Genomic DNA, 15532 nt, shown 5'->3' with positions numbered 1-15532 from the left:
TAGAATTATTAACATGGCCTCAATCAGACAATGAAATGGGTGGCAAAAACTCAGCAATTAAAAAGTAATTGTACATCTCATCTGATAACTGAAAAAGATCTTTAACCATCGATACATGCTCTAAATTAAACTGTTCACTATCATACTCATGAAAATAATTATAATCACAGTAATCGAAGCTTCCGTCTTCTTTATAATTAAATCGACAGTAATCTCCCTCATTACTACCCAGGTACTCTCCTAAATATTTAATTGTTTCCTTATAGTCCGGAGTTCCGGTTTCAATATCTATTCCTTGCACGCAAACAGTATGATCGTGGCTATCCTTCAAAATCTTCGATTTGTTATTAAGTAAATTATCCACGTAACCTTTTCGCATTGATATCATATAATTACCGTACTGCTCGTTTCGCAGTATCCCATATCCCACCCCATATCCGGATAAAATAGCCTTGGCTTCTTCTTCCGTTTCATTGAGCTCAAGATAATATTCAATTTTGGCAAGCTCATAATCAACGTACAGTTCTTTCTTTTTTACAACTCCATTTAAGCTGTAAACTTTTTCATACCAATCATTAACCATAGCTTGCTGCTCGGTTATCTCCTGCCCTAAACTGGTATATGTTATATCCATGGTAAATTCTACTGAAGTAATTTTGCACCTATTATTTATAGCAAAATAATAAATTAATATCCTAACATAAATCACAGATTGCTTATTTACTATTCACCCGTATCTTTACTTTGCCGTAACTAAAAAAACCCCTACTTTTGTGCGGCCTTAAAAACAATATTATTTTGCCGAAACAAATGCCAGAGCAACATCTACCGGAATCTATATTTAATCAGCTTGATGCCTTTGGGCACAAAAAGGTTGTTTTTTGCTCCGACCCGGATACCAACCTGAAAGCTATCATCGCTATTCATGATACTACCCTTGGCCCTGCCTTTGGCGGTGTGCGTATGTGGGCTTACCGTACCGAAGGTGAAGCGTTAGGCGATGTTTTGCGTTTGGCTAAAAGCATGACTTATAAAGCAGCCATCGCCGGTTTAAATTTAGGCGGCGGCTACTCGGTGATCATCGGCGATTCGCGCCAGGATAAAACAGAGGCTTTGTTGCGCAAGTTCGGCAGGTTTGTAAAAAACCTTAACGGCGAATTTATAGCGGCCGAAGACGTGGGTACCAACCCGCGCGACATGGAGTACATTAAAATGGAAACCAACCATGTTACCGGCGCTCCAGAAAATATTGGCGGCAGCGGCGATCCATCGCCAATCACAGCTCTCGGCGTATTGATGGGCATCAAAGCCTGCACCCGCGAAATGTATGGCAGCGATAGCCTTACCGGCAAATCGGTAATTGTACAGGGCATTGGCCACGTAGGCGAAAACCTGGTGCGTTTGCTGCGAGACGAAAACGTAAAAGTTTACGCCAGCGATATCAACGAAGAGCGCGTTATCCAGATCTCGAAAAAATATGGCGCGCAACCGGTATCAAACAACAGCATTTTTGATATTGATGCCGATATTTATGCCCCTTGCGCTATGGGTGGCACAGTTAACAGCCAAACCATTGATAAATTAAAATGTGGCATTATAGCAGGCTCGGCAAATAACCAGTTGTTAGATGAAACCCTGCACGGACAAATGTTGGTTGATAAAGGCATCCTGTTTGCACCCGATTACGTAATTAACGCGGGCGGCATCATTACCGGTTATTCGGAGTTGATGAATTTTAACAAAAAACGTACTTTACAGCTTACCGAAAACATTTACGAGGCCACGCGCAACGTATTAAAACTTTCGAAAGCCGAAAACATTTCAACTATTAACGCGGCCAACAAAATTGCCGAAAAACGTATTGAAGACATTAGAAAAGTAAAATCATCGTATTAATACAATTAATTAGTTTATATCACCGTTTGCTATGAGGCAAACCAAATCGTTCTTACAAAAATGTTAAACAGAAGGCACCTAAGGGTAAAAGTATTACAGGCACTGTACGCGTATCATCAATCGGATACGAAAGATGTTAAACTTTTCGAAAAAAACATGCTCCACAGCATCGACCAGGTTTATGAAATGTATATCTGGATGCTATCGCTTATTGGCGAGGTAGTGAGTTTTTCGGAAAACGACGCACAGGAACGCGCCAACAAACACTTGCCCACCGCCGATGACCTGAACCCTAATCTTAAAATTATCACCAACAGGTTTATTGTTAGCCTTAATGATAATAAAGAGTACATCCAGGCAAAGAAAAAGTACAAAGTAGATTGGAATTTTGAGCCGGAACTGGCTAAAACCCTTTTCATCAGCCTTCGCAACTCGACCGAGTATGCCGAATACCTGGCAAAAACAGACGATACCCTGCAAACCGATAAGGATATCATCAAATTCATTTTCAAAAAAGTGATCCTGAAATCATCATTAGCCGAACAGGTTTTTGAGGATATGTTCATTTTTTGGCCGGTTGATAAAGATGTGCTACAAGCATTGATCGCCAAAACTTTCAAAAACTTTTCGCACGATGATTACAAGCTTAACAACCTGGCCGAAATTACCGGTAACTGGGTTGAAGACCGTGATTTTGTAGTAAACCTGTTTCAGCAAGGCGTAAGGTACGATGCCGCCTACCAGGAACTGATTGCCGCCAAAACCCAAAACTGGGAGCCTGAGCGTATTGCTATGATGGATACCTTGTTAATGAAAATGGCTATTACCGAGTTCATTAACTTCAACTCGATACCGGTTAAGGTTACTATTAATGAGTACCTGGAAATCTCGAAAGAGTTCAGCACACCTAAAAGTAATTCATTTATAAACGGTATCTTGGACAAGATTTTGATTGAGCTTAAAGCCGAAAATAAGATCAAAAAAATTGGCCGTGGCCTTATAGAATAATATCAGAAAATGAAAAAACTGTTTTTAAGTTTAGTAGCAGCAGGCTTATTATTATCAGCTTGCAACGGAGCAGGAAGTGGCAGCAAAGCCGATAGTGCAGCAACAGCCCAGGCCGATAGCAGCGCCAAAGCAGCAAACGCCCCGGTAGTAAAATTTGAAAAAGAAAGCCATGATTTTGGCAAAATTACCGAAGGCGATACCACGCATTACGATTTCAAATTTACCAACACCGGTAAATCTCCATTGATCATTACCAACGCCCGTGCTACCTGCGGTTGTACTACACCTGTGTGGCCTAAGGCCCCGGTTAAACCCGGCGAAACCGCTGTTATAGGTGTTACCTTTAACAGTGCCGGCAAAAGCGGCTTACAGGATAAACAAATTACAGTTACAGCCAATACTATCCCTGCCGAAACTATGGTACACCTGATAGGCGAGGTTTTAAAGAAGAAATAATTAATTTAAAAATGATAGCTACTATTTTATTACAAGCCAGCGGCGGCGGCTTATTTGGCAACAGCAGCCTGGGATCGTTATTACCGATGGTGTTGATCATCATCGTGTTTTACTTTTTCATGATCCGTCCGCAGGTTAAAAAACAAAAAGACCAGAAAAAATACGTTGAAGAGCTTAAAAAAGGCGATCGCGTAATTACTACAGCAGGTATCCATGGCCGTATCATCGACCTTAACGATACTACTTTTTTGGTTGAAGTTGAAAACGGAAAAATTCGCTTTGATAAATCGGCTATTTCACTTGAGGCTTCAAAAGCGTTGAACACCCCGGCGGTTGAGAAAAAAGCTTAATTAAGGCGAAAGGGAAAAGGTTAAAGGCGAAAGGTAGAAACCTAAGCTTAAACCTCACCTCTCAAAACGAATAAAAAAGGACGAAAGGTTAAAGGAAAAGGAATACACGCAAGTGCCAAACCTTTCACCTTTAACCTTTCGCCTTTAACTTAAAAAATATGGCAATAATAAAATTATCGGCAACAGAACGCAGGCGATTATCCGTGTTTTTCACCTGCTTGTCGCTGGCTGTTATTGCCTGGATCTTTACAACCCTGTCAGATCCTATCCCCTACACCGTACGCGAGGTTTTAACGTTTAAAAACGCCCCGCAAAAACGCGCGTTTCATTCATTGCAGCCCGATACTGTTGATGTTACCATTAAAGGTACAGGCTGGCAAATGCTGTTTTCAAAAATGAACGGCGATGGCAAACCTATCACCGTTGATCTGCATACCCTCGAGAACCGCAATTACGTGGTTCTGAGCACCCAGCTAAAACAAATTAACGCGGGTAAGGAAGGTGTCAGTCAGATTCTGGCTATCGATCCGGATACCCTGTATTTTGATTTTAGTAACCGGCTGGTGAAAAAAGTACCGGTACAATTGGTAAGCGGTGTTAGCTATCAAAAACAGTTTGCCATATCGGGGAATATTACCGTAAGGCCTGCCTATGTTACCGTAAGTGGCCCGGCAGAACGCCTGAAAGAGATCACCTCGTGGAAAACAGATTCGCTTAAATTATCAGGTATAAACGAAACGGTTAATACCCGGGTAAACCTGTCGCCAAGTAATGAGGGCAACCTGAGTGTTTACCCCAAATCGGTACAGGCCATTATCCCGGTTGATGAGTTTACCGAAAAAACGCTCGATATCCCGGTAAAGCTGATCAATAATAACTACGCGGATGTAAAAGTGTTCCCTCAAAAAATAAAGGTAACTTTTACTACATCCTTAAACCGCTACCCGGATATGGACGAAGACCTTTTTGAGGCCGTTGCCGATCTGGACCTTTGGCGCGATAAAGGGTACACGATGTTGCCGGTAAAACTGATCCGCGTTCCCCCGTTTTGTAAAATAGTAAAGGTTGAACCCGCCAATATCGATTTCATCATCAAAAAATAATAATGCTTAAAGTAGGTTTAACAGGCAACATAGGCAGCGGCAAAACTACCATAGCCAAAGTATTTGAATTGCTGGGCATCCCCGTTTTTTATGCTGATGACGAAGCAAAAAAGGTTATGGTTGCCGATGAAGTGCTGATTGCAGGCATTAAACAAACCTTTGGTAACGAGGCGTATTTTGATGATGGCAGCCTGAACCGTAAATACATCTCCAACATTGTTTTCAACAATAAAACCGAGCTGGAAAAGCTGAACGCATTGGTACACCCTGCCGTATTCAGGGCTTTTGAACGCTTTGATGAGCAGCATCATGATGCCCCTTATGTGATCCGCGAGGCGGCAATCCTTTTTGAAAGCGGATCGTACAAGATGTGCGACAGGGCAATCATGATCACCGCCCCCATCGAAACCCGCATTAACCGGGTAATGCTGCGCGATCATTTAACCCGCGCCGATGTTGAAAGCCGCGAGGCCCGCCAGATGCCCCAGGATAAAAAAGTAAAACTGGCTAACGACTTAATTATAAATGATGGTAAACAGCTGGTAATACCGCAAATATTGCGCTTACATGAGCTTTACCTATCACTCGCCCAGCACTAATGATACTCGACGATTTTGTTTCCTTTGATGAAAAGGGCCTGTACTGCAAGTACGGCAATTTTCACCTCGACCCACAACAACCCGCTCAAACGGCCATCATATCCCACGCCCATGCCGATCATGCCGTAAGCGGCAATAACAACGTTTACTGTACCCGCGCCACGGCCAGCATTATGCAACTGAGGTATGACCGTACAGCGGCCAAAGTTTTTAATATAGTCGAGTTTAACAAACCATTTGTAGTAGGCGGCGTAACCATAACTTTGGTACCAGCCGGCCACATGCTTGGCTCTGCACAAATACTGATGGAATACCAGGGTACCCGCTACCTGTACACCGGCGATTACAAGCTACAACCCGATGCCACCTGCGAGCCTATTGAATGGGTTACCGCCGATGTGCTGATCACCGAAAGTACCTTTGCCGATCCTAATGTGATCCATCCTGATCCCGTTGCCGAGATCAAAAAGATAAACGATATAAAAACCAATATTTTGTTGGGGGCTTATGCGCTGGGCAAAAGTCAGCGGTTAATTAACCTCATAACCGAACATGCCCCGCAGAAAAAAATCCTGGTGCATCATAAAATAATGCCTATCAACGCTATTTATGAAAAGATGGGTTTCTCGCCGGGCAAGTACCAGATTTACGGCCGTAAACTGATGAAAGTGCAGGACGAGTTTGTGTACATTGTTCCGCCGTTTACTTTTGATAGCTATATCAGGGCCACAGGCGTAAAGCGGCTATTTGCCTCGGGCTGGAAAAACTTACAGGTTAATAACCAGGATACCTTGTTTATATCCGATCATGTGGATTGGAACGATATCCTGCAAACCATTACCAATACCAAACCCAAACAGGTTTGGACACTTCACGGTAAGGGCGAACGTTTAAAAGCTCATCTAAAAGATGATATCTTTGTAAAAATACTGAACTGATGTTGCAGGAAGGTACCGATTACTATATTAACGAGGATGGCAATTTTGTTTTCACCAAAGAATATCACCTAAAGCGGGGCTATTGCTGTAAAAACAAATGCCTGCACTGCCCCTGGAATTATGGTAAGGCTAAATTAACCGGAAATGCCACAGATACAGACGACAGCGATAAATAAATCGATGTTAAATTAAAAATAATTAAACATATTTGTATCCCACTCATTACTACTATTATGCGGATAGAAGACGAAATACAAAGTACCAATTTTGAAGACAACTACCACAAAGTAGCCATTAACGTGGCCTACACGCAAGGTTGGCTGGCTAATTATTTTCGTTGCCACTTTGAAAAACATAATATCACCCAACAGCAATTCAATATCCTGAGGATACTGCGCGGCCAATACCCAAAACCGGCCACCATCAATTTGCTCAAAGAAAGAATGATCGATAAAATGTCTGACGCGTCGCGCATTGTTGATCGCCTGGTTCAGAAAGGCCTGGTATCCCGCTGCACCAACAATAAAGACCGCCGCGCGGTAGATATCCGCATTAGCGATGAAGGTTTGGCTACACTTTCAAAAATGGATAGCGAGTTTAAAACTAAAGAGATATTAAGCCAAAACCTCAGCGAAGATGAAGCCGCTACACTGAGTGATCTATTGGACAAAATGCGGGGATAGGTTTTTGTTTTGAGGCGAAAGGGAAAAGGTTAAAGGCGAAAGGGAAACAAACATTTATAAATCACGTCATTGCGAGGTACGAAGCAATCGCGAACTTTGCAGGGCGGATTTGCTTCCGGGCGATTGCTTCGTTCCTCGCAATGACGTGGTGATAATCAGGTGGAAAAATACTATCCCTTAAACACCGCCACTTCATCCTTCAATATCGCCAACACCTCAGGCCTTACATTACCAAAGAAAGATACCCCCATAGCGCCATTTTTCAATGCCACCTGGATCCCCGTACGGATCTCCTCGTCATTCTTAAAATCGGATAAGTACAAACCCGCATACAGCGGGAATTTACCGGCAAGGAAGTGTACACCCTCGGCTACGGCATCGCCTATCCAGCTTACGCCTTCTTTGTAAAAACCGTGATAGATCATGGGGCAAATGCCATCCATTTTCCAGTTAGTCCAGTCCTGGCGTACGTTACGGCGGGCAACTTCGGGAGTCGGGAATACGGCCGCGGTTATTTGTTTTTTATGCTGATGGGCTACGGCCGAGATTCCATTAACCACACGGGTAATATTATTGTACCTGAATAAGCGCCATGAAAGGCTTGCTTCTGGGTACTGGATCTGGTCGAGATCTAAGTTGTATTGCTCTTTAAATTTGGCTTTGCAAACTTCGCAATAGCAATAATCATATTCGGGCAGTTCCTTGGTTTGCTCAATTTTGTATTTATCCCAAAGGTTTACGGGCAGCACCACATCGCAATAACGCACATAATCCAGGTGGATACCATCTATATAATCTTTAGCTAAAATATCCTCAACGGTTTTGGTGAGATACTCCTGCACCTCGGGGCGCGACGGGCAAAGCCAGCGGTAATATTGCACATAAGGCGGTTTATCGGCACATGATTCGCCTTTGCGGTTTTTGCTATACCATTCCGGTTTTTCGCTCACCAATTCGGCACGGTTAAAGGTCCACATCCAGCGGTGGGCTTCCAGTCCTTTGGCTTTCGCGGCGCGGAAGTGGCGCTCGCTGTCGGCCTCAAAAAACACACCCGTTATCCCCGATTCTTTGAAAGCCGTGTACCGGGTTGATAGTTCATCGTCGGTATCTTTTGGGTTAGGGTTTATCCATACCCAGTTTTTCATGGCCTTTTTCTTGTTGCCTTTAGCAATTTCAACAGCGGCGTTGCTTATCAGTGGCAACTGCGCTGCCACACCGGCCAACAAACCGGCTTTCAAAAATTCGCGTTTATTCATTTTAGTTTAGGGATTAGCTGTTGCTGTACCAGGCCGTCCTGGTTAATGGTGTAGGTTGCCTTGGTTTTGCTATCGGTAACAAAAGCCGTAAACTGGTGCGGGGTAGCTTCCAGCTTTAGCTCGTTGTTGTTACCGGTAACCATCACCTTTTTATCGATACCTAATTTACTTAGCGAGGTGGCATATTCATGATGCTCCCTTTGCCACTCTTTTTGTTTGTAGTAAATGAGCCAGAGGGATTTCTTTTGCTCTTCGGCATAAGGCATCTCAAAGGTTACGTCATCAGCCTCGTGATCGCTAAAGAGCAGGTAGCCCCAACGCTCGGGAAAGTGCATGGCAATAAGCCCCTGGTTACTCCATACCCAGTTATGCTCGGGCAGGTCACGACTTGTTGAATCCTTTAACTTTACATACTTACCGTTAACAACTTTGGTATCATATTCCACGCGCGAAAAGTTGATGCGCCATAAGGTACCATGCTTAATTCGCACTTTGCTAAAACCATCGTGCAGGGCTTTAAAGGGGATAGCCATTTCAACCGTCCAGCCCTTATCAGTATCTGAAGTATTATTAAGCGTTCCCAACACTTTCACTGCCGACCGCAATCCGTGGGTATCCCAACCGGGAACAGCAGCGCCACCATTACGATAGGCACGGGTTAAAAACAGATCGAAAATAGTGTTGAGGGCATTTACCTCTATCTCGTAATAATTATGAGTATTGTTTGCAGGGTCGATAAAGATCTCGAAATCATTATCCCCATAAACTACATCATCACGATGGGTAAGATATGCCCACACGTGAGGATCGTACAAACGTGCAGCTACGTACAGGCAGCTATCGTCCCAAAGCATTTTCACGTTGGTTTGCAACGGAGGTTTGGGTTTCAGCTCTCCCTCAATATCCTGAAAATCGGCACTCCATTTGGCTTGCTGCCACACGGTATCCTCAACATCGCCATCAATTACAGGCGGATGTTTTACATGCCTTACCACATAATTATTGGGTACTGTGAAAAAATTGGGAAAGGCGCTAAATGCATCCTGGGCCTTTACCAACCCCGGCGACACCAATAAAAAAACTGTTAAAGCTAATTGAATAGAACGGCGGAGGTTGGTAAAGCCTAACCTCATTTGCTGCCCAGCTCTAAAATGTAATCAAACTCTTCGCGTTTCATCCCCATTACTGATAAACGTCCCTGTCTTACCAGGCCGATATCCTGCAATTTCGGGTCAGCTTTAATTTGTTCGAGGGTTACCGGGGTTTTCAATGTTTCAACCGGCGACAGGTCCACAACTACCCAGTTGGTATCATCGGTAGTGGGGTCCTGGTAGGCTTCTTTAACTACTTTGGCCACGCCTACTATCTCCTTGCCCTCGTTACTGTGGTAAAACAACACTAAGTCGCCTTCCTGCATAGCGCGCAGGTTGTTGCGGGCCTGGTAGTTGCGCACACCATCCCAAAAAGTACGACCATCCTTATTAAATTTTTCCCAGCTATATTTAAAGGGCTCACTCTTAACTAACCAATGCTGCATGTAAACGTTGTAATTTTAATGTAGCGTAAAAATGTAAAAAAGCAGCCACAAACAGAAATAGCCACAACCTATACGAGTGATTGTTACATTAAAATTATGGCTTGCAGTGGTAATGTAGGGGGAGAGTAAAACATATGCGGGCAACAACATGGCAAAAAAATAAGGCCTCCCCACAATCGCTGCTCGGAGGCCTCTCCTAAAACCTATTATTTATTTTTGTTTGACTACCTCTAAAATAACGGTTTAGCTAATGGTTTTAAACCAATTACTAAAACTGTGAAGCAAATTGTATAATGATTGATTAATGTTTACACATATTACGCTCAAATTAATTAAATATTATTAACCGATTATCAAAGCTATACCGGCAGTTTGCAACCCCATAACTGCATTACCAACAGTGTATTATTTTGAAATGCAACAACTATTATTGTATTTTCGCGTAAAAAGCCTAATCCGTTTATCATAAACTTAAACCGTGAACAAAAAAATCATTTATTACCTGCCGATATTATTACTCTTATCCGGCACTGTGTGTTACGCTCAAAAAATTAAATCAGAAGACATTTCTTACTTTGTTAATAGGTTGCCAGCTGCTTCGTTAGATAGATCAGTAAAAAATTACCAGGTTACCGTTGAAGCCGCCTACGAGGCCCGGAACCAGGAAGCACTTAAAGCTTACGAAAAAGAAAAACGCGATGCACTGCAAAAATACAATGCCGAAATGGCTGCCTACCCTGCTTTGGTAAAAACAGCCGAAGATAATTACGCAAAAGAACTTGCCGAGTACAACAAAAAATCATTAGGGAAAAAAATCCTCGAAAAATCGTTAGACGGAGGCCAGAAACCGGTTAAACAACTTCCCGTTCATCCATACCTGGCAATGGTTGATAGGCCTGCGCTGCAAAGCTCATACGATTATAGCGCGCTCGCCAATACCTATATCAACCTGGAAGGATATCAAAACGATCCGCAGCATGCCTTAAAAATAGCCGTGGTACTGTATGGCTTTGATCATACAGCGCCACGCACTATGGACGAGCAATCGAGCACGGTGAGCCTTGGCGGCAGCAATAACGGTGTAGGTAAATCAACCTATTACCATACCGAGTTTTCATACCGCCACCCCATGACGGTGAAGGTTGCCACTCCTGATGGCAAGGAAATTATGAACGTTACCCCGCCCGAGCTTAACAGCTATAAAATTTATAAAAGCGCGGCAACAGACAGGGCTACCAGGATAAACAGCGAACTGCTTATTAAAACATCCGAAGAAAAGGTACTGCAGGAAAACCTCAAGTTCATTAACAATATGCTTAATGACCAATTTGGCTACTCGAAAGTAAAAAGGATGGCGACGCTGTACTATATAAAAAATGGTGACGAAGCTTATGCCGATCTTACCACGGCATTTAACGAAGCATCATCCGGGCTATTGATGATGCAGCAAGACCCAACAGGAGGTAAAACACATCTTGATAAAGCCTGCAGCTTATGGAAAACAGCACTCGATCAGGCAGATATCAGCAATAAAAAAGCCCGCATTAATAAAGATATTGCTATAGCTGTTTCGTTTGATTTACTTGAGAGTTACTATGCATCGGGCAACGCAACGGCCGGGCAATCGGTTTTAGATAAATTGAATACCTATAGCCTTTCATCATCCGAACGCAAAACCAAGTACGATTACGATGTACTTTTTGCCGAACTAAAAACACGTTCCACAAACTAATTAATTATAAATGAAGAATTTTATTACAGCGTGCTGCCTTTTGGCAGTTGCGAGTATGAGTGCCCACGCGCAGGTAACGGTAACCACCGGGGCTAATACCCAACCTTTTAAGCTCGAAAAAAAACAGCCATCCTTTAACGCTTTCAGTAATGCCAGCGCCGATTACTTTTTTATAAAAAGGGTGCAAAACTTCGAAAACATCAATACCATGATAGTTGCCGATAAAAGCGGCAGCATAAAAACGCTAAAAGACATCAGGATTGAACGTGGCACTTTTACTGATAATGCAGATGTAAAAACCATTATAGTAACGGCCAGCAAAACAGGTGCATTTATTGAACGCCGCACCAAAAGCGCAAATAAAAGTTCATTAACCGTACGCACGGTAGATGATAACGGAAACGTAGGAACTGACGAACCCGTGGGAGATATCGATTTTACCAAATTCAGTAACCCCGGCGATTGGTATGTTGCCCTTACACCCGATAAAAAGCACGTGGCTATATTAGCGCAGCTTCCGCACGAAAAGAACACACCCGATCAGTTCAAATACTTTTTCCTGGATGAGAATTTCAAAGAGATCAGCAAAGGTCAGCTTAGTTTTTCGGGCGACACCAAAAAGATCCCGGTTTTTAATTTCCTGGCATCTGATAAAGGCGACCTGTATCTTATAGCCGAAGAGTTTGATAACTCATACAAATACCCGGTTGTTTATAAAGTGGCAGCCGGTGCCACCGGTACAAGTATCTACCAGGTTACAGCACCTGATCCCAGCCTCAGAAACTACAGCTACACAGCCAGTGTTAACAGCGCGGGCGATCTGATCCTTGCTGGTTACACCCAACAAAAAAGAACCTTTTCGGCAGGGGATGTTGCCACCATGGGTACCTGGCTTTTCAACTCATCAAAACCTACCCAGGTTAAAACTTTTCCGTTCGATAAGCCGATCATCACACTTACTGCCCGTAATATTGTTTATAATGGCGATACCTTTTTCCTGGTAGGCGAACAGTATAAGGAGGATAAAGAAGCAAGTAGCATGGCAGCCATGCAAAGAGCGCCGTTTGACGAAAATTTCACCTATACACATGGTGATATCCAGGTTACTGCCTTTAGTAATGACGGTGCAAAAAAGTTTGATATTACAGTGAGTCGTAATAAGTGGACCGCAAGCAATTTCGACGAAAGCCTGATGGTGGCGTCGGGCACTATCAACAATAAACTTGCTTTAGTATTTAACGATCAGTATGGCAAATATTTTAACGATTACCGTGAAATTAAAAATTATAAATTACCGGTAGCTGTATTAATCAATAATGACGGCCTTATGGATGCCCCGGCTAATTTTGTTAAAGAGTTAAACTCAAGAAGTTCATATTACACCTTATACCCGCAATTTTTTAACGCCAATAATGGCCGCGTTACAGTATTAATGGGGACTAACGAGGGGATAAAAACCGAGATCTTTAAATAATATTTAAATGCACACATCGGGCATGGTTATTCTATTTGAAATGATCATGCCCGATTTTTTTAACACCAACCGCTTACTGACTGGCAGTTAACAGCATTGGCAAAGGTTTCACTTTCCGCGCCTCTACTTCATTCATTAAATCAACACACGTGTACACAGCCATACCCTGGTCGGTATCGAGGTGGTACCTGAGCGATACTTTCACCTTGTTCGAATCCCAATCGTAAATATCCAGGTAATCATTAGGCTTAGCGGTGAAGGTGCCGTACCACTGCAAAAATCTGCGTAAAACAAGGTAGCCCTCTTTGCGATTAAAGAAAACATAAATGTTTACGAGCTTATTTTTATAGGTACGTAAGCAAACGTGGTTAATATTTAAACCACCTTCAACTTTCAACCCGTTTTCGATATGATATTCATAAGTTACACAGCTATCTGCATCTGGTTTTCCATTTTCGCCATCTATGTATGATAGGTCCTGCGATTGGCTTAGCGTAAGATACGAACCCAAGCGAAACCCACCGATACCGTTGGCTTGTTTAAGATAAGCTAACGAACCAGGCTTTAGTGTTTGTGAAAAACTCACCAATGGAAAGCATAGCACCATAACCGTTATCACTAACGTGTTATAGCTTAACAGCGATGTAAATTTAGGTTTCATCTGGAACTAATTAGGTTTACAATCACGAAAAGAAAAACGGTGTTCCGTGTACTTCTTTTCAGATATTAAATTCTAATTGACCAAATAATCACCTGATTATCAATATCAAACCTTTAACTGTATAATAAATTGACCGTAACCCGAGAAATAAATCACATTTATTCACAGTTATTGAACACATTTCACACTACCTTAACAGGTAACTTTTCAGCTTGCTTTGTAGCTGATTAGCCTGCTCGATCATTTCCTTATCTTCAATATATTGTTCGATGTTTACATCAGGCCCAATCAAGTGTGCTTTAAAAACATCTTTAAAGCATGAATAACTGAGGGCAAAGTTCCATTTGTTTTTAAGCTGATCGAACACAGGCTTATCGTGCTCCTTCAACATCGAGTAATTGATCACCACGAAGTTTTCGGCCGGAAGCTTTTCAATGCAGGCTAAAATATCATGATTGTAGGTTATCCAAATCTTTAAATACTCGGCAGCGTTGGCTTTGTAAAATTTGCTGATCCGTTTGGGTTTGCGCAGATAGGTCCACACCAAGCGGTGCGCCAGTTTGCGCCCCATATATTTATTGTCGATACGTTTAAACTCACGCCTCAAAAGCGAACTCACTACCGATTGATAATCGCGCAGGATAACAAGGTAGCAGGCACCGGGCAGCAGTTCTTTATAAACGTTTAGGAACAGGCAGGTACGAGGGTCTTTCCAGGCCCATTGGTCATACAGCCGCTCTTTAACCCTGATAATGCTTTGTAGTTTGGCCTTCTCGTAGGGGGTAAAATTATCAATATGCTCAATGGTGAGGCCTGATGTGGGCAGGTTATGATCGGCCAGGATCTCCTCGTGCATTTTTAAAAACTCAATATCTTCAAAATCCCCTTCCGCATGGCCATGATTTCCGGTGGCCAGTTGTTCGCCCGTTTGCAGGCCGCATTTAGTTAACCAATGGGTAATAAGCGAAGTGCCGGAACTGTGCATCCCGGCAATAATAAGTACTCTTTTTTGCATAAACTTACGTTAAGCCAGTCCCAAAAACTTAGGAATAGCTTGGTACTTTGCTTGCCTGCTTTTTAACAGGTTGCAGGTTGTTGATGATATGATATAGCAATGAAGATGTACACTGCTGGATGGTATTATTACAGGTATCGATATATAGGTCTGGGTTAACAGGCACATCAAACCTGTCATTAACCCCTGTTAAATTATTCAGCTTATCCGGGTGGCCATCGGGCAGTAAGGCACGTTTGTACAGGCCTTTGGTATCACGATCAATCAGTTTATTTACAGGGCAATCAACGTGCACAATATTTACATCATCGTACTTCTCGGCCAGTTCCTGGCGGATCTCATCGTAAGGGTTTATAGCGCTCACGATAGTAACAATACCCTGCGCGCTGAAACGACTGGCCACAAAACCTAACCTACGGATATTCTCGTTCCTGTCTTCCTTGCTAAAACCCAGGTCACGGCAGAGGGCCGCGCGGTATTCATCACCATCAACAATTTCGGCTTTGATGTTGAGGTCTTTTAGTTCGGATGCAACACTTTTGGCTAAGGTTGATTTTCCGGCTCCCGATAATCCACAAAATAAAAGTATCATGACAATGTTTTTAGGTGGTTTAAACAATTTGTTGATTAGCGTTGTAATTGCTTACAATGGTGAACTTAGGGAATTAAAGGCCGAACATTTTTGTTACATTGTAAATAATCAATTACAAGTGAGGCAGTTAAAAACAGGTCAGGAAATAAAACAGCCGTAAGGGTATTGCAAAAGGCTTTTTGGGCAAGAGCGAGGCTATACGGTCAAACCCTAAGCAACGCTACAGTTAACG

19 protein-coding genes are annotated in these 15532 nt (G+C 42.8%); 12 read left to right on the top strand and 7 right to left on the bottom strand.

The genetic code is table 11. The annotated features are described in order from the left end of the window. Window positions 1–19 precede the first annotated feature (19 nt). Window positions 20–634 carry a hypothetical protein gene (locus AAFN85_RS12005; protein WP_347527529.1) on the bottom strand — a complete coding sequence of 205 codons (615 nt, stop codon included), beginning with the start codon at window positions 632–634 and terminating at the stop codon, window positions 20–22. A gap of 176 nt (window positions 635–810) precedes the next feature. On the opposite strand from AAFN85_RS12005, the gene AAFN85_RS12000 reads away from it, so the two are divergent. The 9 genes from AAFN85_RS12000 (at window position 811) to AAFN85_RS11960 (ending at window position 7033) form a co-directional block, all read left to right on the top strand. Further along, window positions 811–1896 (top strand): Glu/Leu/Phe/Val dehydrogenase, encoded by a 1086-nt coding sequence (locus AAFN85_RS12000; RefSeq protein ID WP_347527528.1) that lies wholly within the window; start codon window positions 811–813, stop codon window positions 1894–1896. Window positions 1897–1956: 60 nt separating this feature from the next. Beyond that, a complete protein-coding gene (locus AAFN85_RS11995; RefSeq protein ID WP_347527527.1) occupies window positions 1957–2904 on the top strand; it encodes a transcription antitermination protein NusB in 948 nt (315 codons plus the stop codon). A 9-nt stretch (window positions 2905–2913) separates the two neighbouring features. After that, window positions 2914–3360 (top strand): DUF1573 domain-containing protein, encoded by a 447-nt coding sequence (locus AAFN85_RS11990; RefSeq protein ID WP_347527526.1) that lies wholly within the window; start codon window positions 2914–2916, stop codon window positions 3358–3360. Between the two features lie 11 nt (window positions 3361–3371). After that, on the top strand, window positions 3372–3710 hold the full coding sequence (yajC, locus tag AAFN85_RS11985; protein ID WP_347527524.1) for a preprotein translocase subunit YajC: 339 nt from the start codon (window positions 3372–3374) through the stop codon (window positions 3708–3710). Between the two features lie 158 nt (window positions 3711–3868). Then, window positions 3869–4813: a YbbR-like domain-containing protein gene (locus AAFN85_RS11980; RefSeq protein WP_347527522.1), complete on the top strand. Its 945-nt coding sequence runs from the start codon at window positions 3869–3871 to the stop codon at window positions 4811–4813. A 2-nt stretch (window positions 4814–4815) separates the two neighbouring features. Beyond that, window positions 4816–5412 (top strand): dephospho-CoA kinase, encoded by a 597-nt coding sequence (gene coaE, locus AAFN85_RS11975; protein WP_347527521.1) that lies wholly within the window; start codon window positions 4816–4818, stop codon window positions 5410–5412. Next, the gene (locus AAFN85_RS11970) at window positions 5412–6350 is read left to right on the top strand and encodes an MBL fold metallo-hydrolase (RefSeq protein WP_347527520.1); all 939 of its coding nucleotides are present in this window, start codon (window positions 5412–5414) and stop codon (window positions 6348–6350) included. Before coaE ends, AAFN85_RS11970 begins: the two co-directional genes overlap by 1 nt. Further along, the gene (locus AAFN85_RS11965) at window positions 6350–6526 is read left to right on the top strand and encodes a DUF5522 domain-containing protein (RefSeq protein WP_347527518.1); all 177 of its coding nucleotides are present in this window, start codon (window positions 6350–6352) and stop codon (window positions 6524–6526) included. The genes AAFN85_RS11970 and AAFN85_RS11965 overlap by 1 nt, the downstream gene beginning before the upstream one ends. Window positions 6527–6583: 57 nt before the next feature. Beyond that, window positions 6584–7033, top strand: a complete 450-nt coding sequence (locus AAFN85_RS11960) for a MarR family transcriptional regulator (protein WP_347527517.1) — start codon at window positions 6584–6586, stop codon at window positions 7031–7033. A gap of 170 nt (window positions 7034–7203) precedes the next feature. Here the strand turns inward: AAFN85_RS11960 and AAFN85_RS11955 are convergent, their stop codons facing one another. Genes AAFN85_RS11955 through AAFN85_RS11945 form a run of 3 tightly spaced genes read right to left on the bottom strand, consistent with a single transcriptional unit; the run spans window position 7204 to window position 9826 of the window. Next, entirely contained in the window at window positions 7204–8289 is a 1086-nt protein-coding gene (locus AAFN85_RS11955; protein WP_347527516.1) for a family 10 glycosylhydrolase, read from the bottom strand. Continuing rightward, the gene (locus AAFN85_RS11950) at window positions 8286–9422 is read right to left on the bottom strand and encodes a carbohydrate-binding family 9-like protein (protein WP_347527515.1); all 1137 of its coding nucleotides are present in this window, start codon (window positions 9420–9422) and stop codon (window positions 8286–8288) included. Before AAFN85_RS11950 ends, AAFN85_RS11955 begins: the two co-directional genes overlap by 4 nt. Continuing rightward, window positions 9419–9826, bottom strand: coding sequence for an EVE domain-containing protein (locus AAFN85_RS11945; protein WP_347527513.1), 408 nt, complete (start codon window positions 9824–9826; stop codon window positions 9419–9421). The genes AAFN85_RS11950 and AAFN85_RS11945 overlap by 4 nt, the downstream gene beginning before the upstream one ends. Before the next feature lie 478 nt (window positions 9827–10304). Here AAFN85_RS11945 and AAFN85_RS11940 point away from each other — a divergent pair, with 478 nt between their 5' ends. Both AAFN85_RS11940 and AAFN85_RS11935 read left to right on the top strand, forming a co-directional pair. Next, the gene (locus AAFN85_RS11940) at window positions 10305–11558 is read left to right on the top strand and encodes a hypothetical protein (RefSeq protein ID WP_347527512.1); all 1254 of its coding nucleotides are present in this window, start codon (window positions 10305–10307) and stop codon (window positions 11556–11558) included. A 10-nt stretch (window positions 11559–11568) separates the two neighbouring features. Further along, window positions 11569–13032: a hypothetical protein gene (locus tag AAFN85_RS11935; RefSeq protein WP_347527511.1), complete on the top strand. Its 1464-nt coding sequence runs from the start codon at window positions 11569–11571 to the stop codon at window positions 13030–13032. Between the two features lie 73 nt (window positions 13033–13105). Here the strand turns inward: AAFN85_RS11935 and AAFN85_RS11930 are convergent, their stop codons facing one another. The 3 genes from AAFN85_RS11930 to cysC form a co-directional block, all read right to left on the bottom strand. Next, the gene (locus AAFN85_RS11930) at window positions 13106–13693 is read right to left on the bottom strand and encodes a hypothetical protein (protein ID WP_347527510.1); all 588 of its coding nucleotides are present in this window, start codon (window positions 13691–13693) and stop codon (window positions 13106–13108) included. 187 nt (window positions 13694–13880) lie between these two features. Further along, window positions 13881–14708: a hypothetical protein gene (locus AAFN85_RS11925; RefSeq protein WP_347527509.1), complete on the bottom strand. Its 828-nt coding sequence runs from the start codon at window positions 14706–14708 to the stop codon at window positions 13881–13883. Window positions 14709–14736: 28 nt separating this feature from the next. Next, the gene (gene cysC, locus AAFN85_RS11920) at window positions 14737–15300 is read right to left on the bottom strand and encodes an adenylyl-sulfate kinase (protein WP_347527507.1); all 564 of its coding nucleotides are present in this window, start codon (window positions 15298–15300) and stop codon (window positions 14737–14739) included. Between cysC and AAFN85_RS11915 the strand changes: the two genes are divergently transcribed. Then, entirely contained in the window at window positions 15299–15460 is a 162-nt protein-coding gene (locus AAFN85_RS11915; RefSeq protein ID WP_347527506.1) for a hypothetical protein, read from the top strand. The two genes, cysC and AAFN85_RS11915, sit on opposite strands and share 2 nt — an antisense overlap. Window positions 15461–15532 lie beyond the last annotated feature (72 nt).

The organism is Mucilaginibacter sp. CAU 1740 (assembly GCF_039839285.1).
Classification (GTDB): Bacteria; Bacteroidota; Bacteroidia; order Sphingobacteriales; family Sphingobacteriaceae; genus Mucilaginibacter.
Note: the sequence above shows the minus strand (reverse complement) of the source record. Positions and strands in the feature narration are given on the sequence as shown.

Bases quoted from the DNA above. Each gene is read 5' to 3' on its own strand.
- AAFN85_RS12005 (WP_347527529.1), bottom strand. From the start codon at position 634: ATGGATATAACATATACCAGTTTAGGGCAGGAGATAACCGAGCAGCAA.
- AAFN85_RS12000 (WP_347527528.1), top strand. From the start codon at position 811: ATGCCAGAGCAACATCTACCGGAATCTATATTTAATCAGCTTGATGCC.
- AAFN85_RS11995 (WP_347527527.1), top strand. From the start codon at position 1,957: ATGTTAAACAGAAGGCACCTAAGGGTAAAAGTATTACAGGCACTGTAC.
- AAFN85_RS11990 (WP_347527526.1), top strand. From the start codon at position 2,914: ATGAAAAAACTGTTTTTAAGTTTAGTAGCAGCAGGCTTATTATTATCA.
- yajC (WP_347527524.1), top strand. From the start codon at position 3,372: ATGATAGCTACTATTTTATTACAAGCCAGCGGCGGCGGCTTATTTGGC.
- AAFN85_RS11980 (WP_347527522.1), top strand. From the start codon at position 3,869: ATGGCAATAATAAAATTATCGGCAACAGAACGCAGGCGATTATCCGTG.
- coaE (WP_347527521.1), top strand. From the start codon at position 4,816: ATGCTTAAAGTAGGTTTAACAGGCAACATAGGCAGCGGCAAAACTACC.
- AAFN85_RS11970 (WP_347527520.1), top strand. From the start codon at position 5,412: ATGATACTCGACGATTTTGTTTCCTTTGATGAAAAGGGCCTGTACTGC.
- AAFN85_RS11965 (WP_347527518.1), top strand. From the start codon at position 6,350: ATGTTGCAGGAAGGTACCGATTACTATATTAACGAGGATGGCAATTTT.
- AAFN85_RS11960 (WP_347527517.1), top strand. From the start codon at position 6,584: ATGCGGATAGAAGACGAAATACAAAGTACCAATTTTGAAGACAACTAC.
- AAFN85_RS11955 (WP_347527516.1), bottom strand. From the start codon at position 8,289: ATGAATAAACGCGAATTTTTGAAAGCCGGTTTGTTGGCCGGTGTGGCA.
- AAFN85_RS11950 (WP_347527515.1), bottom strand. From the start codon at position 9,422: ATGAGGTTAGGCTTTACCAACCTCCGCCGTTCTATTCAATTAGCTTTA.
- AAFN85_RS11945 (WP_347527513.1), bottom strand. From the start codon at position 9,826: ATGCAGCATTGGTTAGTTAAGAGTGAGCCCTTTAAATATAGCTGGGAA.
- AAFN85_RS11935 (WP_347527511.1), top strand. From the start codon at position 11,569: ATGAAGAATTTTATTACAGCGTGCTGCCTTTTGGCAGTTGCGAGTATG.
- AAFN85_RS11930 (WP_347527510.1), bottom strand. From the start codon at position 13,693: ATGAAACCTAAATTTACATCGCTGTTAAGCTATAACACGTTAGTGATA.
- AAFN85_RS11925 (WP_347527509.1), bottom strand. From the start codon at position 14,708: ATGCAAAAAAGAGTACTTATTATTGCCGGGATGCACAGTTCCGGCACT.
- AAFN85_RS11915 (WP_347527506.1), top strand. From the start codon at position 15,299: ATGACAATGTTTTTAGGTGGTTTAAACAATTTGTTGATTAGCGTTGTA.
- cysC (WP_347527507.1), bottom strand. From the start codon at position 15,300: ATGATACTTTTATTTTGTGGATTATCGGGAGCCGGAAAATCAACCTTA.